General features: G+C 71.5%; 17 protein-coding genes. 10 read left to right on the top strand and 7 right to left on the bottom strand.

Annotated features, from left to right (window positions below; translation table 11 throughout):
* Positions 1 to 51 precede the first annotated feature (51 nt).
* Complete coding sequence (locus ACIBAG_RS37320) at positions 52 to 633, top strand: GNAT family N-acetyltransferase (RefSeq protein WP_399111510.1); 582 nt, start codon at positions 52 to 54, stop codon at positions 631 to 633.
* Between the two features lie 136 nt (positions 634 to 769).
* Here ACIBAG_RS37320 and ACIBAG_RS37315 read toward each other — a convergent pair whose 3' ends face one another.
* Complete coding sequence (locus ACIBAG_RS37315; RefSeq protein WP_399111508.1) at positions 770 to 2,326, bottom strand: amino acid permease; 1,557 nt, start codon at positions 2,324 to 2,326, stop codon at positions 770 to 772.
* Positions 2,327 to 2,560: 234 nt separating this feature from the next.
* Here ACIBAG_RS37315 and ACIBAG_RS37310 point away from each other — a divergent pair, with 234 nt between their 5' ends.
* From ACIBAG_RS37310 to ACIBAG_RS37300, 3 genes are all read left to right on the top strand, one after another.
* Positions 2,561 to 3,184 carry a PadR family transcriptional regulator gene (locus ACIBAG_RS37310; protein WP_399111507.1) on the top strand — a complete coding sequence of 208 codons (624 nt, stop codon included), beginning with the start codon at positions 2,561 to 2,563 and terminating at the stop codon, positions 3,182 to 3,184.
* Between the two features lie 164 nt (positions 3,185 to 3,348).
* Positions 3,349 to 4,380 carry an ATP-binding cassette domain-containing protein gene (locus ACIBAG_RS37305; protein WP_399111505.1) on the top strand — a complete coding sequence of 344 codons (1,032 nt, stop codon included), beginning with the start codon at positions 3,349 to 3,351 and terminating at the stop codon, positions 4,378 to 4,380.
* Positions 4,377 to 5,153, top strand: a complete 777-nt coding sequence (locus ACIBAG_RS37300) for an ABC transporter permease (protein ID WP_399111503.1) — start codon at positions 4,377 to 4,379, stop codon at positions 5,151 to 5,153. Before ACIBAG_RS37305 ends, ACIBAG_RS37300 begins: the two co-directional genes overlap by 4 nt.
* 88 nt (positions 5,154 to 5,241) lie before the next feature.
* On the opposite strand, the gene ACIBAG_RS37295 is transcribed toward ACIBAG_RS37300, so the two are convergent.
* Positions 5,242 to 6,087, bottom strand: a complete 846-nt coding sequence (locus ACIBAG_RS37295; protein ID WP_399111501.1) for a siderophore-interacting protein — start codon at positions 6,085 to 6,087, stop codon at positions 5,242 to 5,244.
* Between the two features lie 150 nt (positions 6,088 to 6,237).
* Positions 6,238 to 7,167 carry a 5'-3' exonuclease H3TH domain-containing protein gene (locus ACIBAG_RS37290; RefSeq protein WP_399111616.1) on the bottom strand — a complete coding sequence of 310 codons (930 nt, stop codon included), beginning with the start codon at positions 7,165 to 7,167 and terminating at the stop codon, positions 6,238 to 6,240.
* Positions 7,168 to 7,389: 222 nt separating this feature from the next.
* Between ACIBAG_RS37290 and ACIBAG_RS37285 the strand changes: the two genes are divergently transcribed.
* From ACIBAG_RS37285 to ACIBAG_RS37270, 4 genes are all read left to right on the top strand, one after another.
* Complete coding sequence (locus ACIBAG_RS37285) at positions 7,390 to 8,466, top strand: glycine betaine/L-proline ABC transporter ATP-binding protein (protein WP_399111499.1); 1,077 nt, start codon at positions 7,390 to 7,392, stop codon at positions 8,464 to 8,466.
* Positions 8,459 to 10,285 carry an ABC transporter permease/substrate binding protein gene (locus tag ACIBAG_RS37280; RefSeq protein WP_399111498.1) on the top strand — a complete coding sequence of 609 codons (1,827 nt, stop codon included), beginning with the start codon at positions 8,459 to 8,461 and terminating at the stop codon, positions 10,283 to 10,285. Before ACIBAG_RS37285 ends, ACIBAG_RS37280 begins: the two co-directional genes overlap by 8 nt.
* 538 nt (positions 10,286 to 10,823) lie before the next feature.
* Positions 10,824 to 11,393, top strand: a complete 570-nt coding sequence (locus ACIBAG_RS37275) for a helix-turn-helix domain-containing protein (protein ID WP_399111496.1) — start codon at positions 10,824 to 10,826, stop codon at positions 11,391 to 11,393.
* On the top strand, positions 11,393 to 12,112 hold the full coding sequence (locus tag ACIBAG_RS37270) for a helical backbone metal receptor (protein WP_399111495.1): 720 nt from the start codon (positions 11,393 to 11,395) through the stop codon (positions 12,110 to 12,112). Before ACIBAG_RS37275 ends, ACIBAG_RS37270 begins: the two co-directional genes overlap by 1 nt.
* Here ACIBAG_RS37270 and ACIBAG_RS37265 read toward each other — a convergent pair.
* Positions 12,024 to 13,148, bottom strand: a complete 1,125-nt coding sequence (locus ACIBAG_RS37265) for a TDT family transporter (RefSeq protein ID WP_399111493.1) — start codon at positions 13,146 to 13,148, stop codon at positions 12,024 to 12,026. The genes ACIBAG_RS37270 and ACIBAG_RS37265 overlap by 89 nt on opposite strands.
* A 70-nt stretch (positions 13,149 to 13,218) precedes the next feature.
* Between ACIBAG_RS37265 and ACIBAG_RS37260 the strand changes: the two genes are divergently transcribed.
* Positions 13,219 to 14,142 carry a LysR family transcriptional regulator gene (locus tag ACIBAG_RS37260; protein WP_399111492.1) on the top strand — a complete coding sequence of 308 codons (924 nt, stop codon included), beginning with the start codon at positions 13,219 to 13,221 and terminating at the stop codon, positions 14,140 to 14,142.
* Between the two features lie 189 nt (positions 14,143 to 14,331).
* Here ACIBAG_RS37260 and ACIBAG_RS37255 read toward each other — a convergent pair whose 3' ends face one another.
* The 3 genes from ACIBAG_RS37255 to ACIBAG_RS37245 form a co-directional block, all read right to left on the bottom strand.
* A complete protein-coding gene (locus ACIBAG_RS37255) occupies positions 14,332 to 15,006 on the bottom strand; it encodes a gamma-glutamyl-gamma-aminobutyrate hydrolase family protein (RefSeq protein ID WP_399111614.1) in 675 nt (224 codons plus the stop codon).
* Positions 15,007 to 15,113: 107 nt separating this feature from the next.
* The gene (gene eat / locus ACIBAG_RS37250) at positions 15,114 to 16,559 is read right to left on the bottom strand and encodes an ethanolamine permease (RefSeq protein ID WP_399111490.1); all 1,446 of its coding nucleotides are present in this window, start codon (positions 16,557 to 16,559) and stop codon (positions 15,114 to 15,116) included.
* Positions 16,560 to 16,741: 182 nt separating this feature from the next.
* Complete coding sequence (locus ACIBAG_RS37245) at positions 16,742 to 17,488, bottom strand: FadR/GntR family transcriptional regulator (RefSeq protein WP_399111489.1); 747 nt, start codon at positions 17,486 to 17,488, stop codon at positions 16,742 to 16,744.
* Positions 17,489 to 17,574: 86 nt separating this feature from the next.
* Between ACIBAG_RS37245 and ACIBAG_RS37240 the strand changes: the two genes are divergently transcribed.
* On the top strand, positions 17,575 to 18,939 hold the full coding sequence (locus ACIBAG_RS37240; protein ID WP_399111487.1) for a glutamine synthetase family protein: 1,365 nt from the start codon (positions 17,575 to 17,577) through the stop codon (positions 18,937 to 18,939).
* Positions 18,940 to 18,943 lie beyond the last annotated feature (4 nt).

Raw genomic sequence — 18,943 nt, 5'->3', positions numbered from 1 at the left:
CGCCGGAAAATTCCGTTGGACCCGCCCGGGCGCGTTGGCAGGATCCCGCACATGCCCTTTCTGACCAGCCCTGTCCTGCCCGCCGGAACCCTCGCCCGCGATCCGCAGCCCACGCTTCCCTCCGGCGACGGTTTCCTTCTGCGCCCCTGGCGGGCCGAGGACGCGCCCGCCGTGCACGCGGCCTTCCAGGACCCGGTGATGCATCAGTGGCACATCCGTGCCGCCGACTCCGTGGAGGAGGTCGGCGGCTGGATCGAGGAGTGGCAGCAGGCCTGGGCGCAGGAGCGGGCGCCCCAGTGGGCCGTCGTCGACGCGGAAACCGACCACCTGCTGGGCCGCGTCGCCCTGCGCGAGATCCACCTCGACGACGGCACGGCCGAGCTCGCCTACTGGACCACCGCCGAGGCACGCGGCCGGGGCGTCGCGTCCCGCGCCACGACGACCCTGGCCCGCTGGGCGCTCGACGACATCGGCTTCCACCGCCTCGAACTCCTGCACGCCGTCCGCAACGAGGCGTCCTGCCGCGTCGCCGCCAAGGCCGGCTTTCTCCTGGAAGGCACCAAGCGCAGCTCGGCCCTGCACAGGGACGGCTGGCACGACATGCATCTGCACGCGCGCGTGCAGGGCGACTGAGCCAGGGCGGACCGACCGACACCGGCTCCTCCGCCCCGCAGCCGCACGCTCCACGCCCCGCCGGGGCCGACGCTAGTCCGTGTCCGCAAAGTCCCGCCTGCCCCGCGGGCGGACGACGGGACTTTGCGGACACGACCTAGCCGGCGGCTTCGGGTGCCGTCGTCTCCGGGACGGTCACGGGCGCCGTCCGCCGTCGGTACATCCGGAAACCGACACCCGCGAGCACCGTCACGCCGAGGAACAGCACGGTGAAGTACTGGAAATACCAGTGCCCACCCGCCGGGTCGTACACCGCCGCCCGTGGCCAGGCGAGGTTGACGCTCATGACGAGGCCGTACAGCAGGGCCAGGGCGTTGAGCGGGATGCCCCAGCGGCCGAGGGAGAACAGGCGGGCGCCCGTCTCGTCGGTGCCGGTGGTGGTGAAGCGGCCGCGCAGGCGGGCGACCAGCAGGGGGCCGGTGACCATCGCGTACGCCAGGTACAGCATCACGATGCAGGTCGTGCCGATGGCCAGGAACGCCTCCGGTGAGGCGAAGTTGAGCAGCAGCAGGGCCGCCGCGAGGACGCCGACGACCACCGCGGGCGCGGCGGGCATGCCGGTGCGCGGGTCGACCTTCGCCAGACGGCGGGAGAACGGCAGTTGGCCGTCGCGGGCCATCGAGAACAGCATCCGGCAGGCGGCCGTCTGGATGGCGAGGGTCGCCACCGTGATGGCCACCACCACGTCGGCCAGCAGCACCCGGCCCACGCCGTCGCCCAGGCTGCTCGTCAGGACGTAGCTGAGGCCGTCCACCGCCAGCCGGCCGTCGGTGAGGCTGGGGGCGGCGAGCAGCCCGCCGAGGACGAGCAGGCCGCCGAGCAGGCCGGCGGCGCCCAGCGCGGTGAGGATCGTGCGGGGCGCGGTGCGGCGCGGGTGGTGGGTCTCCTCGCTCATCTCGCCCGCGCTGTCGAAGCCGATCATCACGTATGCCGCCGTGAACGAGCCGACGAGCAGCGCGCCCAACAGGCCTGACTGGGCGGCACCTTCGGTGTGGAAGGTGATCCCGGGGGAGCGCTCGGAGTGGGTCAGCAGCAGCGCGATGATCAGTACGGCGCCGATGATCTCGGCGGTCACCCCGACCCGGTTCACCAGCGACAGCACACGGTTGTCCATGAGGTTCACGAGCGTGGTGAGGACCAGCAGGAGTACGCCGAGCAGGGCCGCGTTGGCCGCGCCGTCCGCCGAGGTCGGCGCGGGGTCGGTGCCGATGAGCTGGAAGCCGGACCAGATGGCGGGCAGCACCATCTGCAGCGCCAGTGCGGCCGCCGCGACCACCACGATCTGCCCGATCACCATGATCCAGCCGGCGAACCAGCCGAAGGTGACGTTCGACAGGCGTGACGACCACTGGTAGATCGCGCCCGAGATCGGATAGCGCGCGGCCAGTTCCGCGAAGCACGCCCCGACCAGCAACTGTCCGACGAGGACCGCGGGCCAGGCCCAGAAGAAGACGGGGCCGCCGAACGCGTACCCGAAGGCGAAGAACTGGAAGACGGTCGTCAGGACGGAGATGAAGGAGAAGCCGGCCGCGAAGGACGCGTACCGGCCGAGGCTGCGGTGCAGTTCCTGGGGGTACCCGAATCCGGCGAGTACGCGCTCGTCAGGATCCAGCGGCGGGTCGGGGCGAGGGGCGGCGGGGGCGGTGCTCGTCATGGCGGCAACCTGCTTTCGCACAGCGGCGCGAGAATTCCTGTCGGGCGACAGAAATTAGGGAGGGGCTGTTTCGTTCGCATGACGTGCCCATGTCTGGGTTGGTCCCAGGTCCTCACGGTGGACGCAGCCGACCCTTTGCGGCAAGCCGCGATCGCGATACATCGTGTCCATTGACGAGACTGCGTGACTCGCGATATGTTCGGCTACGGATATTCGGAAGCGAGGTGGTCACTCATGGCGAGGAAGCGCCGGAAACTCAGCAATCCCCTGGCGCTCGCCGTGATGACGACCCTCTGGCAGAAGCCGATGCATCCGTACGAGATCGCCCAGACCCTGCGCAGTCAGGGCAAGGACGCCAGCACGAAGACCAACTACGGCTCGCTGTACACGGTCGTGCAGAACCTCGAGAAGCACGGCTTCGTCGAGGTGACCGGCGTGGAACGCCAGGGCAACCGCCCCGAGCGCACGGTCTACGGGCTCACCGAGGCCGGGCGCGAGGAGATGACCGAGTGGCTGTCCGACCTGGTCGCCGTGCCCGCCAAGGAGTACCCGATCTTCGAGACGGCCCTCTCCCTGCTGGCGGTGCTGCCTCCCGACGACGTGGCACGGCTGCTGGAGATGCGGCTGAGCTCGCTGGAGGTGCAGGTGGCGAGTGGCCGGGGCGCGCTCGAGAAGCTCTACGAGAGGGTCCCGAGGCTGTTCCTCATCGAGGTCGAGTACCAACTGCACATGGTCGAGGCGCAGGCGCAATGGGTCGGCGGATTCCTCGAGGAGATCAGGAAAGGCTCGCTGCCGGGCGTCGAGGCGTGGCGGCGATTCCATGAAACGGGGGAGTTCCCCGCCGAGTTCACATCATGAGAAGGCCCCGGCAGGGCTGTTGCAGCAGCTCCGCCGGGGTCGCGAACCCCGAAACGGATCCGCCGTGGGGCAGAACCGGGTCATCGAGGTGCGGCACACCCAGGATAGCCCGGCGCTCCTCACGCGGATCGATCACGAGTCCGCTCACCAGGAGAGCAGTCGTCATGAGTACCAGCAGCGGGTCCACCCGCGCGCCCGCAGTCGAGGCGCGTCAACTGATCAAGTCCTACGGCGATGTCACCGCTCTGAACGGCATGGACCTCACCGTCGAGCCGGGCACCGTCTTCGGCCTCCTCGGGCCCAACGGCGCCGGCAAGTCCACCACCGTCAAGATCCTCACCACCCTGGCCCGCCCCGACTCGGGCTCGGCCACCGTCGCCGGCCACGACGTGCTGCGCCACCCGGAGCGGGTGCGGCGCGCGATCGGCGTGGTCGCCCAGAACTCCGGTGCCGATCCGGTCGCCACCGGCCGGGAGAACCTCCGACTCCAGGGGCGGCTCCACGGTCTGAGCCGCGCCGGCCTCGGCCGCCGGGTCGCCGAGCTGCTCGACCGTTTCCGGCTCACGGACGCCGCCGACCGCCCCGTCAAGGGCTACTCCGGCGGGATGCGCCGCCGCCTCGACGTCGCCCTCGGCCTGGTGCACCGGCCCGAGGTGCTCTTCCTCGACGAGCCCACCACCGGCCTCGACCCCGAGACCCGAGCCGCGATGTGGGACGAGATCGGCCGGCTGGCCGGCGAGGACGGCCTGACCGTCCTGCTCACCACGCACTACCTGGAGGAGGCCGACCGGCTCGCGGAGCGCATCGCGATCGTCGACCGGGGCCGGGTCGTCGTGGCGGGCACCCCGGACTCCCTCAAGGGTGAACTCCGCGGTGACGCCGTCCATGTGGAGCTGGCCCAAGCGGTCGGCGAAGCAGGCCGTACGCTGCTCAAGGGCGCCCTCGGCGGACTGCCGGGTGTGCACGAGGTGCTGGTCGACGGGCGCCGCGTCAGCGTCCGCGCCGACGAAGGGGCCGCCGTGGTGCCCGCGCTCCTCGCCGCGCTCGACCGCGCCGGGGTCGGTGTCGCCACCGCGACCGTCGCCCGCCCGTCCCTCGACGACGTCTACCTCCGCTACGCCGGCCGCCGTTATGCGGAGGCCGAGGCCGACAGCGCCGAGGATCTCGTCCTCGCCGGGACCGGAGGTGCGCGATGAGTACCGCCGTCGCCCAGACCTGGTACATGACGCAACGTCAACTCATGGTGTTCGTACGGCAGCCCGCGTACGCCGTCATCACCCTGATCCAGCCGGTGATCTGGCTGTTCATGTTCGGCAGCCTCTTCAAGAAGGTCGTCGAACTCGGCGGCTTCGGCACCACCTCGTACCTGGACTACCTGGTGCCGGGCGTGGTCGTGATGAGCGCCCTCAGCTCCAACTTGTGGGCGGGCATGGGCACGCTCGACGAGATCCAGCGGGGCACCCTCGACCGGTTCCTGACGACACCCGTCAGCCGGGCCGCGCTGATGAACGGCAACGTCGTCAACAACGGCCTGGTCACCGCCTTCCAGTCGGTCGTCATCGTGCTGCTCGGCCTGCTGGGCGGCGCCGACTACCCGGGCGGCGCCGTGGGCGTCGCCGTCCTGGTCCTCGCCTCGGTCCTGCTCGGGACGATCTTCGGGGCGTTGTCCAACGCGCTGGGGATGCTGGTGCGGGAGCGGGAGTCGATCATCGGCATCAACACCTTCCTGCTGCTGCCGCTGACCTTCCTGTCCTCCGCCTTCATGGCGCCGTCGCAGATGCCCGGCTGGATGCGGCACGTCGCCGACTTCAACCCGCTCGACTGGGCGATGGTCGCGGGCCGTTCGGCCATGTCCGGCCGGCCCGACTGGGGTGACGTCCTCCTCCGGGGCGGCGGGCTGCTGGCGCTTGCCGTCGCCGCGGTGTGGCTGTCCATACGGACCTTCCGGTCGTACCAGCGGTCGGTGTGAGGACCGGGGAACCGTGAAGGGGCGGCACCTGTGAAGGTGCCGCCCCTTGAAAATCCGGTACGGGACTACTCCCAAAGCCGGTACGGGACTACGCGGCCGGCTTCGCCCCCTCCTGCTCCGCCTCGATCCGCGCGTTCCAGTCCCGCTTGGAGGCCTGCCAGCCGTCCTCGTTGTGGCCGAGCCGCCAGTAGCCGGAGATCGACAGGTCCTCCCGGGGCACGCCGCGCTCGACCCGCAGCATGTGGCGCAGTTCCTTCACGAAGTGCGCCTCGCCGTGCACGAACGCGTGCACCCGGCCCTCCGGGAAGTCCAGCGCGCGCACGGCCTCGACCAGCGCCTCACCGATGGGACGGGAGCCGCGGTGCAGCCAGTCGACCTCCACATCGGAGTCGATCTTCTGCACCTCCTCCGGGCCGGCGACCTCCACGAAGGCGTACGCCGTGGCGCCGTCGGGCAGCGACTCCAGGGAGCGGGCGATGGCGGGCAACGCGCTCTCGTCGCCGACGAGCAGATGCCAGTCGGCGTCGGGGTCGGGCGCGTAGGCGCCGCCCGGGCCCATGAACCGCACGGTCTCGCCCGGCTGGGCGCGCATCGCCCAGGGGCCGGCCAGGCCCTCGTCGCCGTGCAGCACGAAGTCCAGGGTCAGCTCACGGTGCTCGGGGTCCCAGGCCCGCACGGTGTACGTCCGCGTCACCGGCCACTGCTCGCGCGGCAGCTCCTCGCGGATGCGCTCCAGGTCGAAGGGCTCGGGGTAGCTCACACCGGCGGGGGAGAACAGCATCTTGACGTAATGGTCCGTGCAGGTGTCCGCCGTGAAATCGGCGAGTCCGTCACCACCGAGCACCACACGCTGCATGTGCGGGGTCAGCCGTTCGGTACGGATGACCTGCGCGGAGTGGGGCTTCCGCGGCTTGCGGGCAGGGCGTAGCGCCATCACTGGCCTCCCTCGTTCCAAGCTTAGGTTTACCTAAGTTAGCACCTCCGCCCGGCGAATGCCGCTATGAACGTTCATGGAAGGTGTGCATGTCGCACACGCAGGACCGAATTCCCCGCCCCCGGAAACCCATTCACCTGCTCGCGCCCTTCACGCCCCCAGCGTCACGAGCAGTCGCTGCAGCGACCCGCCCAGCCCCCACCGCACCGCCAGCTCGTCCAGCCCCGCCGAATCGCGGGGCGCACGCGGCAGCGTGGTGTCGACATCCGGCAGCGGAACGTCTGCCGCGACCCGGACCACCGTCGGTGCCACGGCGACGTAGGGCCGCGACTCGTCCAGCCGCTTGCGCTGCGAGGGCGTGAGCTTCGCCTTCGGGTCGTCGACCGCGGCCATGATCCCGGCCAGGTCGCCGAACTCGGCCAGCAGCTTCGCCGCCGTCTTCTCGCCGATCCCGGGCACGCCCGGCAGGCCGTCGCTCGGGTCGCCGCGCAGCAGCGCCAGATCTGCGTACCCACGCCCGTCGACGCCGTACTTCTCGCGCAGCCACGCCTCGTCGGTGAGCTGGAGCGTGCCCACACCCTTGAGGGGGTACAGCACCCGCACGCCGCGCGCGTCGTCGACCAGCTGGTACAGGTCACGGTCGCCGGTGACGATGTCGACCGGGCCCTTCGCCCGCGCGGTGAACGTGCCGATCACGTCGTCCGCCTCGTACCCCTCGACCCCCACACGTGCGATCCCGAGCGCGTCGAGAACGGCCTCGATGACCGGCACCTGCGGCGACAGGGTGTCCGGCACCTCCTCGTCGTCCGGCCCCACCTCGTGCTCCTCGGCGACGCGGTGCGCCTTGTAGGAGGGGATCAGCTCGACCCGCCACTGCGGCCGCCAGTCGGCGTCCATGCAGGCCACCAGCTGGTCCGGGCGGTGGTCCTTGACCAGGCGGTCGATGAAGTCGAGGAGCCCGCGCACGGCGTTCACCGGCGTGCCGTCCGGGGCCTTCACGGAGTCCGGGACGCCGAAGTAGGCGCGGAAGTAGAGCGAGGCGGTGTCGAGGAGCATCAGTCGTCCGGTCACGCCACGCATCATGCCGTACGGCACTGACAGCGGCCCTTCGGTGCGGCACGGCGTCCCTGCCGTGTGCTCCGCCCGCGCAACGGGTTGCGCTCTGTGCCATTTCTGTGGCCTGGACCACTTGTGCGTTTGTGCCCGGAGAACCCGGGCAGGCGCGGCCTCGGAGTGACGTCGCTTGCACATTCAACCGCCGTGTCCGTCGCCCCTTCACCGCCGTCCAGACGAGAGGTACCCGTGTCAGCCAGGCTTGAGGCCGAACATCTCCACAAGGTGTTCGGCAGACGACCGGACGAGGCCGTGGAGCGGCTCCGCCAGGGAGCCGACCGCGAGGAGCTGCGCGCGGACGGCATCACCGCCGCCGTGATCGACGCCTCCTTCACCGTGGAACCGGGCCAGATCTTCGTCGTCATGGGCCTGTCCGGGTCCGGCAAGTCCACCCTGCTGCGCATGCTCAACGGGCTGCTGGAGCCGACCGCGGGCCACGTCCGCTTCGACGGCCAGGACCTGACCGCGCTGAGCGACCGCGAACTGCGCGAGGTCCGCGCGAAGAAGATCAGCATGGTGTTCCAGCACTTCGCGCTCTTCCCGCACCGCAGCGTCCTGGAGAACGCCGCCTACGGTCTCGCCGTCCAGGGCGTGCCCCGCGCCGAGCGCGAGAAGCGCGCCGCCGAGGCCCTTCGGCTGTGCGGCCTGGCCGGCTGGGAGAAGTCCTGGCCCGACGAGCTGTCCGGCGGCATGCAGCAGCGCGTGGGGCTCGCCCGCGCCCTCGCCACCGACGCCGACCTGCTCCTCATGGACGAGTCCTTCAGCGCGCTCGACCCGCTGATCCGCCGCGACATGCAGGACCAGTTGCTGGAACTGCAGCGCACCCTGAAGAAGACGATCGTCTTCATCACCCACGACCTGAACGAGGCCATGCGCCTCGGCGACCGCATCGCGGTCATGCGCGACGGCCGTATCGTCCAGACCGGCTCGGCGGAGGACATCCTGCTGCGACCGGCGAACGACTACGTCGCCTCCTTCATCCAGGACGTCGACCGCTCCCGCGTGCTGACCGCGGCCGCCCTCATGGACACCTCCGTCACCGCCGACGCCCCCCTGTGCGCCTGCGAGACCGCGACCGGCGAGACGACGTTCGCGGAGTTGTGCGCGATCAGCGCCCGGCTGTCGCACCGCGTCTCGGTCGTGGACGACGCGAACAAGGTCATCGGAGTCGTGCCGCGGCAGCGGCTGGTCGCCTTCCTGGGCGACGAGACGGCCGATCCCGCGCCCTGCGACAACCCCGAGGGGAAGGTGATCGCACATGCCTAGGCTCCCTCTCGGTGACTGGGTCGACTCCGGTGTGGACTGGCTCGTCGCCCACATGGGCTGGCTCTTCGACGCGATCAAGGCGCTCGTGGAGGGCATGTACGACGGCGTCAACGCCGTCCTGACCGCCCCCGAGCCCCTGCTTCTCGCGGGCATCCTCGCCGTGCTCGCCTGGTGGCTGCGCGGCCTCGTCGCGGGCGTCCTCGGCTTCGCCGGGTTCGCGCTGGTCGACTCGCTCGACCTGTGGGACCGGGCCATGTCGACGCTGGCCCTGGTGCTGGTGGCGACGGTCATCGCGCTGGTGATCTCGATCCCGCTGGGCATCTGGGCGGCCCGCTCCAAGGCGGTCAGCGCAACCCTGCGGCCCGTGCTGGACCTGCTCCAGACGATGCCGTCGATGGTGCTGCTGATCCCGGCCATCCTCTTCTTCGGCCTCGGCACCGCCGCCGGCGTCATCGCCACCCTGATCTTCGCGCTGGCCCCCGGCGTCCGCATGACCGAGCTGGGCATCCGGCAGGTCGACGCCGAGCTCGTCGAGGCCGCCGAGGCCTTCGGCACCCCACCCCGCGACACCCTGCTGCGGGTCCAGCTCCCGCTCGCCCTGCCGACGATCATGGCGGGCGTCAACCAGGTGATCATGCTGAGCCTGTCGATGGTCGTCATCGCCGGCATGGTCGGCACCGGCGGCCTCGGCGGCGCGGTCAACGAGGCCATCGGCCAGCTCGACATCGGCTTCGGCTTCGAGGCGGGCGTCGGCATCGTCGTCCTCGCCATCTATCTGGACCGCATCACCGGCGCGCTCGGCGCCCAGATCTCCCCGCTCGGCCGCCGCGCCGCCGCCAAGGCACGGGCCACGGGCAACACCAAGATCTGGAGCTACCGCCCCCGTCCCGTCGTCGCGGTCGCCGGCGTGGCGATCCTGGCCCTCGTGGCGGGCGGCCTGGGCACCTTCGGCCCGTCAGCCGGCACCGCCGAGGCCTCCGCCACGGACATCGGCAAGGGCAGGGAGATCAAGATCGGCTACATCCCGTGGGACGAGGGCATCGCCTCCACGTTTCTCTGGAAGGAGCTGCTGGAGCGACGCGGCTTCAAGGTGACGACCACCCAGTACGCCGCCGGCCCCCTCTACACCGGCGTCGCCACCGGCCAGCTCGACTTCCAGACGGACGCCTGGCTGCCCACCACGCACGCCGAGTACTGGACGAAGTACGGGAAGCAGCTCGACGACCTCGGCTCCTGGTACGGCCCCACCTCCCTGGAGCTCACCGTCCCCTCGTACATGAAGGACGTGAACTCCCTGGCGGACCTCAGGAACAAGTCCGCCGAGTTCAAGGGCAAGATCATCGGCATCGAGCCGAGCGCCGGAATGATGGGCCTGCTCAAGGACAAGGTCCTCAAGGAGTACGGCCTTCAGGGCACGTACGACGTCGTGGACGGCTCGACGCCCGCGATGCTGGCCGAGCTCAAGCGGGCGTACGCCAAGAAGGAGCCGGTCGTCGTCACGCTCTGGTCGCCGCACTGGGCGTACAGCGACTACGACCTCAAGAAGCTCGATGACCCCAAGGGCGCCTGGGGCAAGGGCGACGGCGTACACACCCTCGCCCGCAAGGGCTTCGCCGAGGACAACCCCGAGGTCGGCAGGTGGCTGAAGGACTTCTCCATGACCGAGGAGCAGCTCACCGGCCTGGAGTCGCAGATCACCAAGGCCGGCAAGGGCAAGGAGCAGGACGCCGTCCGCACCTGGCTGAAGCAGCATCCGGGTCTGCTGGACAAGTGGGCTCCGATCGCCGGATCGGACGAGAAGAGCCAGGCGGCCGGGTGACCTGACAGCCCCGGACCGCCGCCCGAGGGGTGGGTGCCGCCGTACGTTTTCCCCTCACGTACGGCGGGCCCACCCCTTCCGGCTTTCCGCATAGTCACGCGGCATGCCACGAAAAGGATCCGGACAACCACGCAGCGCTACCCCACCACCCGAGCCCGGCCGAGCCAACTCCCCACCGCCGCCACCGCCTTGACGGCCCGGCGCGCGGCCCCCGGCGGCCCCGCTGACCTGGCTCTCCATCCCAGGAGGACCAGGGCAGACCAGGGAACACGGACGGCCGCGGGAGCAGTGAAGAAAGGGGCGGCTCTCTTGCGCTGAGCGGGAGTCAGGGGTGGCATGGGGGTGACCGGTGAGTCGGGGGAGCCGATCCGCTGGCGCGAACCGATGGGTCGTACTCCCCCCGATGTGTCGTCGATGTGACGGGCGCATGAAACGGTTTGCCGAACATGCGTAGGGTGCAAGGAACCCAACACAAGGTGTGCGCCGGACGGCGGGCACCCGGACAGCGGACCGACGAGCGAAGGAGGGAGCCGGAGCGATGGGCGACCACAAAGAGCAGCCCCTTCGGGTGGGCGCGGCCGTACGGCGGCGACGCCGCGCGCTGGACCTCACGCTCGCCGTCGTGGCCGAGCGCAGCGGCCTGTCCGTGCCCTTCCTGAGCCAGGTCGAGAACGACCGGGCACGCCCCAGCACAAGCTCCCTGGAGAAGGTCGCCGACGCACTGCGTACGACCGCGGTCGAGCTTCTCGCCGCCGCCGACCCGGCGTGCAGCGTCGACGTGGTCCGGGCCGACACCACCGAACTGGCGCCGGAACCACGGACCCGGTCCCTGGTGCGCGGTCACCATCAGATGCACGCCTCGGAGTTCACCGGCGACCATGACGCGGGCCGTGAATTCCAGTACCGCAACGACCAGTTGATGTACGTCGCCGACGGCGCCGTGGAGATCGAGGCGGAGGGCCGCGCCTACCGCCTGGGCCGCGGCGACACCCTCTACCTCACCGGCGGGGTGCGCCACCGCTGGCGGGCGACCGTGCCGGACACGCGTGTGGTCGTCGTCGCGGTGGCGGAGCACATCGAGGCGGTCCGGGACCGGCCGGGGCGCTGATGCGCGTCGTCACCCTGGTGCCGTCCCTGACGGAGGCCGTGGCCGTCTCGGCACCCGGCGTCCTCGTCGGCGCCACGGACTGGTGCAGCCACCCCGCCGGCCTGGACGTCACCCGCGTCGGCGGCACCAAGAACCCGAAGCTCGAGAAGATCCTCGCCCTCGCCCCCGACCTGGTGATCGCCAACGAGGAGGAGAACCGCGAGCCCGACCTCGCCGCCCTGCGCGCAGCCGGCGTCGAGGTCCTGGTGACCGAAGTGCGGGACGTCCCGCAGGCCTTCCGTGAGCTGGCCCGCGTGCTGGACGCCTGCGGGACGACGGGGCGCCCGCGGTGGCTGGAGGAGGCGGAGGAGACGTGGGCGTCACTCCCGCCCCCGGAGCGCCGCACGACGGCGGTGGTACCCATCTGGCGGCGCCCCTGGATGGCGCTGGGCCGCGACACCTTCGCGGGCGACGTGCTGGCCCGCCTCGGCGTGGACCACCTCTACGCGTCGCACGAGGACCGCTACCCACGCGTCCCTCTGGACGAGCTGCGCGCCGCGTCTCCCGACGTGGTCGTCCTCCCGGACGAGCCGTACCGCTTCGCGGCCGACGACGGCCCCGAAGCCTTCCCCGGCCTGTCCTGCGCGCTGGTCAGCGGACGGCACCTGACCTGGTACGGCCCGTCGTTGGCCGAGGCGCCGGGAGTGCTGTCCGAGGCGCTGCGAGCAGCGCACCGCTGAGCAGCCCGCGCGCGGTGCGCACGGCGGCGACGGCCCAGGCGCCCACGAGTACGGCGTACAGCCCGACCGCGAGCCCCTCGTAGACCACGAGCCCGGTGTGCCGGGCCAGTGCCGCGGCGCCGGTGACACAGGTGCCGACCGGGAAGGTGAACGCCCACCACGTCAGCGCGAACCCCATCCCGCGGCGCCGGGCGCGCAGGACGTGGGCGGTGGCGAGCCCGAACCACAGCAGCGCGAAGCCCATGACGGGCACGCCGTAGAGGACGGCGAGCACGCCGAACCCCCCGCTGTACGGGGCCGGGACCACCCCCGGGGCGACGTCCGCGAAGCTGCCGACGGCGGTGGTGGACTGCCCGAGCGGCCCCAGCACCAGGAAGAGGGTCGGGGTGAGGGCGAGGGGCAGCGGCCCGCCGGCGACGATCCGGGCGAAGACCAGCGGCAGCATCAGCAGGGTGGCGAGCAGACTGAGCCCGAACATCGCGAAGCAGGCGAGCAGCAGCGTCTCCCGGGCCTGCCCGGGCGGCAGATACGGCACGAGGAGCGGCCCGAGCGCGGCCGACACCATGGGCGCCACGAGCGGCAGCAGCCATACCGGCGTGGCCTGTGACGGCTCGATGCGATGGCGTACGGCCATGAGGTACGGGACGGCGACGGCGGCCGCCAGCCCGACGACCGTACCGGCGCCGAACAGCACGGCGTCGAGCGCGACCGCGGCCCCGGTACCGATCCAGTCCCGCCCGACGGTGACGGCACCGCCGCCGACCGCGAGCAGGGCCATGGCCAGGCAGCCGTAGAAGGGCGCCGTGGCCGGGTCGAGCAGGTGGGCGCGGGCCTGGTCGCGGTGGTGGGTCCAGTGCAGGGCACGGGCGGCGAGCAGGATGACGAGCAGGACGAGGGAGAGCCCCCAGACGGCGGCGCAGGTCGTGCGCAGGCCGGGGAGCCGAAGGGGCAGCGCGGCTCCGGCGGTGGCGACGGCGGCGGTGCCCATGACGGAGGCGTACCAGTTGGGTCCGAGGTGACGGACGGCGGTGACCATGGGCCAAGGGTCGTTGCGTCTGTCGCCTCCCACCAGGGAGTTTGCCTCTATGGCGGCATAAACTGGGCTTATGACAGAGGTGGCGGAGGGGCAGTCGCGCGCGGGATCCCTGGCGCACCGCGTTCCGGATCTCGGCGCGCTGGAGCTGTTGCTGGCGGTGGCGCGGCTCGGCAGTCTCGGCGGGGCGGCGCGTGAGCTGGGGATCACTCAGCCGGCGGCGAGCAGCCGGATCCGGTCGATGGAGCGCCAGCTGGGCGTGGCGTTGGTGGACCGCTCACCGCGGGGCTCGCGGCTGACGGACGCCGGGGCGCTGGTGACGGACTGGGCGCGGCGCATCGTGGAGGCGGCGGAGGCGTTCGACGCGGGGGCGCAGGCCTTGCGGGACCGGCGTGATTCGCGGCTGCGGGTGGCGGCGAGCATGACGATCGCGGAGTACCTGCTGCCCGGCTGGCTGCTCGCGCTGCGCGCCCAGCGTCCGGACACGGCGGTGTCGCTGCTCGCCGGGAACTCGGCGGCCGTGGCGGAGCGGTTGCTGGCGGACGAGGCGGACCTGGGGTTCGTGGAGGGGCTGTCGGTCCCGACCGGGCTGGACTCCGTGGTCATCGCCCACGACAGCCTGATCGTGGTGACGGCGCCGGGTCATGTGTGGTCGCGCCGGCGTCGGCCGCTGGCGGCGACGGAGCTGGCGGCGACGCCGCTGATCCTGCGGGAGAAGGGGTCGGGTACGCGTCAGGTGCTGGACGCGGCGCTGGGGGGTCTGGCCCGGCCTCTGATCGAGCTGTCCTCGACCACTGCGGTGAAGGCGGCTGCGGTGGGCGGGGCGGGGCCGGCGGTTTTGAGCGAGCTGGCCGTGGGGGAGGAGCTGTCGATGCGACGCCTGGTGAGCATCCCGCTGGCCGATGTCTCCCTGGCCCGGGATCTGCGGGCGGTCTGGCCGATGGGGCACCGGCCTGTGGGCCCGGCGCGGGACCTGCTGTCGCTGACGCGGGGGTAGACAGTTTTCGCCCCCGCCAGGGGGCTCTGCCCCCTGGACCCCCGCTCCTCAAACGCCGGAGGGCTGACCAACTCAGCCCGTCGGGCGTTTGAGGACGAGGCCCCTTCAGGGCCGAAGCGGGGGTCTGGGGGGCGGTAGCCCCCAGGGACGGGACGGGTAGGGGCGGCGGGGGCGAGAAACACCCCGGCGTCAGCCGGCGGCGGCCCGCACCAGCCCCCGCATCACCCGCAGATCCTCCCCCATCTCCGGATGCCACTGCACCCCCAACACCCACCCCCCGCCCGACGGCAGTTCCACCGCCTCCACCGTCCCGTCCACCGCGTACGCCGACGCGACAAGCCCCGCCCCCAGCCGGTCCACGGCCTGGTGGTGATACGTCGGCACCGAGGTCTCCTCCGGCACCACACCGGCGTAAAGACTCCCCGGCACCGGCTTGACCGTGTGGCTGCCGAAGACGCCCACGACCTCCGCATGACCGTCGATGTGCTGGACGAGCGTCCCGCCGAGGGCCACGTTCAGCAGCTGCATGCCCCGGCAGATGCCCAGCAGGGGCAGCCCCGCCGCCAGCGCCGCGTCGATCAGCGCCAGCTCCCACGCGTCCCGCTCCCGCGCCGGCGGCCCGGTGCGCGACTCGCGCTCGGCTCCGTAGCGGACCGGTTCGACGTCCGGTCCGCCGGCGATGACCAGCCCGTCCAGCCGAGCCACGGCCGAGGCCGCGAGCGCCGGGTCGTCCGGCGGGAGCATCGCGGCCAGGCCGCCCGCCCGCTGCACCAGCCGTGGATACCCGACCGGCAGCAGCGCCGCGTCCAGCTCCCACACGCCCCAGCGCGCACCGGCTTCCAGATAGGTGCTGACCCCGATCAGCGGCCTGGCCACAGCGACTCCCTCTCCCTGGACGTCCCCTCGACGTCCCTAGACGGTCCTCCACGTCCGCAGTCGTTCCTCGACGTCCGCAGACGTTCCTCGACGTTTCAGTCCCGTGCCAACTCTGCCTCGGCCGCCGCCAGCGCCGCGAACTCCTCCTCCGGCGCCTTCGCCACCAGGCGCTTGCGGCTGTACAGGCCGAAGTACCCGATCGCGACCACGTACACCGCGAGCGCGATCAACGCCGCCGTCACGTCCACCAGGAACGTCGCCACCAGCGCCGCACACGCCAGCACCAGCGCGACCGAGGACGTCAGGACGCCGCCCGGCGTGCGGTACGGCCTGGGCAGTTCCGGCTCCCGGCGGCGCAGCACGATGTGCGACAGGGACATCAGCGCGTAGGAGATGGTCGCGCCGAAGACCGCGATGTTCAGCATCCGCGCGCCGTCGCCCGACGCCGCCGCCAGCAGGAAACCGATCGTGCCGGGCACCAGCAGGCCCAGGTACGGCGCCTTGCGGTTGCTGGTGAGGGACAGGAAGCGGGGCAGGTAGCCCGCGCGGGACAGGGCGAACAGCTGGCGCGAGCCCGCGTAGATGAGCGAGAAGAACGAGGCCACCAGTCCGGCGAGGCCCGCGTAGTTCACGATCCGGCTCAGGGCCGTGGCCTCGCCGTCCGGCTGGAGTGCCTCCACCAGCGGGTTGCCCGCCTCCTGGATCGCCGCCGAGCCGCGTGCGCCGGCCGCCGCGAAGAAGGTCACCACGGCCAGCACCACCAGGATCGCCATCGACCAGCGGATCGCCTTCGGCAGGGTGCGGGCCGGCTCCTTGGTCTCCTCGGCGGCCAGCGGGACGCCCTCGACGCCCAGGAAGAACCACATCCCGAACGGGAACGCCGCCCAGATGCCGAGCAGACCGAAGGGCAGCCAGGAACTCGACCCCGCCGCCGAGGAGTCCACCGGGATGTCGTCCAGCGAGCCGAAGGAGAAGTCGGGCAGCGCCGCCAGCGCGAACACGACCAGGGCGACCACCGCGATGCCGGTGACCACGAAGCTGAAGCGCAGCGCCTCACCCACGCCCCACAGGTGGATGCCGAGGAAGATCGCGAAGCAGACCAGGTACACCGGCCAGCCGGACTCCAGACCGAACAGGCCCAGCGACTCGACGTAGTCGCCGATGAAGATGACGATGGCGGCGGGCGCGAGGACGTACTCGATGAGGATCGCCGTACCGGTCAGGAAGCCGCCCCACGGGCCGAGCGCCCGGCGGGCGAAGCCGTAGCCGCCGCCCGCCGTCGGCAGGATCGAGGACAGCTCGGCGAGGGCGAAGACCATGCAGGCGTACATCGCGCCCATGAGCACCATGGCGATCGCGAGGCCTCCGAAGCCGCCCTCGGCCAGGCCGAAGTTCCAGCCGGAGTAGTCGCCGGAGACGACGTAGGCGACGCCGAGACCGGTGAGCAGCACCCAGCCGGCGCTGCCGCGGCGCAGTGTTCTGCGCTCCAGATAGTCGTCCGCCTCCGCGGCGGCGGGTGTGCTGGTGGATTCCAGGGACATGGGCAGACTCCCCACGGGCGGCGGACACACAGAGGTGTTCCGGGTGGCTTCCGGGCACGGTGGAGTCGACCGAGCTCCGGCTCAATGGAATGGATCCATACCTTTGCGGTGTCAACCGCGGGAAGGCAATACCCGTGCGTTAATCGCCGGTAAATCCCTGACCGCCGATGGGCGGGCGGCGCTCAGCCCAGGAAGCCCCGCAGCAGTGCCGCCGTCCCCCCGCAGTGCTCGCGCATGATCTCCCGCGCGCACTCCGCGTTGCCCTCGATCACGGCCTCCACCAGGGCGGTGTGCTGGCGCTGGGAGTGCTCGAGGTTGCGGACGAGGAGCGGGATGCAGTCGAGGAGGTCGTTGACGGTCGCGCGCACGGCCGCGTACTGGGCGGTGAGCGTGGGGGAGCCGGACAGTTCGGCGAGGGTGAGGTGCAGCAGGGTGTCCAGGCGCCGGTACTCGGCGAGCGGGGCGTCGTGCGTGCGGGCCAAGGCCTCGCGCAGCCGGTTCGCCTGCTCCTCGTCCAGCCCGTGCGCCGCGCACAGCCCGGCCGCGCCCACCTCCAGCACCTCGCGGAAGCGCAGGGTGTCCTCGACGTCGACGTCCTTCAGGCGGCGTCGCAGCTCCTCCTCGCCGGGAGTCTCGGCGCGCGGCAGCACGAACGTGCCGCCGTAGCGGCCGCGCCGCGACTCGACCAGGCCCTGGTCCTGGAGCACCTTCAGCACCTCGCGCAGCGTCACCCGGCTGATCCCCAGCCGGTCGGCCAGCTCCCGCTCCGCCGGCAGCCGTTCGCCGCCCGGCACCAGGCCGAGCCGGACGACCTGGAGGATCTGCTCCAGGGCCTCCTCGAAGCCGTTGCCGGCCCGCACCGGCCGCAGCACCGGCGTCAGCCGGTCGTCGGTCCCGGGCGCCCCGTGCTCCGTGTCCGCCTGCGACATGTGGCCGGACCCCCTTCCCAATCAATGGTCCTACGCAATACCTTATGGCTCCCGGCTGGCCGAAGTAGCCGAATGGAGGCTCTCCCGTGGCAGACCGCACACCCCCGCTGAGCGTCGAGGAGCTGCACGCCCTCGTCGCGAGCGGTGAGATCGACACTGTCGTCCTGGCCTTCCCCGATATGCAAGGGCGGCTCCAGGGCAAGCGGTTCGCCGCCCGCTTCTTCCTCGACGAGGTCCTGCACCACGGCACCGAGGGCTGCAACTATCTCCTCGCCGTCGACACCGAGATGAGCACCGTCGACGGCTACGCCATGTCCTCCTGGGACCGCGGCTACGGCGACTTCGCCATGCACCCCGACCTCGCCACGCTGCGCCGCGTGCCCTGGAACGCCGGCACGGCCATGCTGATCGCCGACCTCGCCTGGAACGACGGCTCACCCGTGGTCGCCGCGCCCCGCCAGATCCTGCGCCGCCAGCTGGAGCGCCTCGCCGAGCACGGCTACACGGCGAACGTCGGCACCGAGCTGGAGTTCATCGTCTTCAAGGACACCTACGAGCAGGCCTGGGACGCGAACTACCGAGGGCTGACCCCGGCCAACCAGTACAACATCGACTACTCCGTGCTGGGGACCGGGCGCATCGAGCCCCTGCTCCGCCGTATCCGCAACGAGATGGCGGGCGCCGGCCTCACCGTCGAGTCGGCCAAGGGCGAGTGCAACCCCGGCCAGCACGAGATCGCCTTCAAGTACGACGACGCCCTGGTCACCTGCGACCAGCACGCCGTCTACAAGACCGGCACCAAGGAGATCGCGGCCCAGGAGGGCGTCTCGATCACCTTCATGGCCAAGTACAACGAGCGCGAGGGCAACTCCTGCCACATCCATCTCTCGCTCGCGGACGCCGCCGGGAACAACGCGATGGCGGGTGACGGCGAAGGCGGCATGTCGGAGGTCATGCGGCACTTCCTCGCCGGACAGCTCGCCGCCCTGCGCGACTTCTCCCTCCTCTACGCCCCCAACATCAACTCCTACAAGCGGTTCCAGCCGGGCTCCTTCGCCCCGACCGCCGTCGCCTGGGGCTACGACAACCGCACCTGCGCCCTGCGCGTCGTCGGCCACGGCCGCTCGATGCGCTTCGAGAACCGGCTCCCCGGCGGCGACGTCAACCCGCACCTCGCCGTCGCCGGACTGGTCGCGGCCGGCCTCTACGGCATCGAGCAGAAGCTGGAACTGCCCGAGCCCTGCCCCGGCAACGCCTACGCCGCCGGCTTCGAGCACGTCCCCACGACCCTGCGCGAGGCCGCCGAACTCTGGGAGAACAGCCCGATCGCCAAGGCCGCCTTCGGCGACGAGGTCGTCGCGCACTACCGCAACATGGCGCGCGTCGAACTGGACGCCTTCGACGCCGCGGTCACCGACTGGGAGCTGCGCCGCTCCTTCGAACGCATGTGAGGCC

Origin of the sequence: Streptomyces sp. NPDC051243, from assembly GCF_044455405.1 — a bacterium.
Taxonomy (GTDB): domain Bacteria; phylum Actinomycetota; class Actinomycetes; order Streptomycetales; family Streptomycetaceae; genus Streptomyces.
This window is presented reverse-complemented; position numbering and strand designations above follow the sequence as displayed.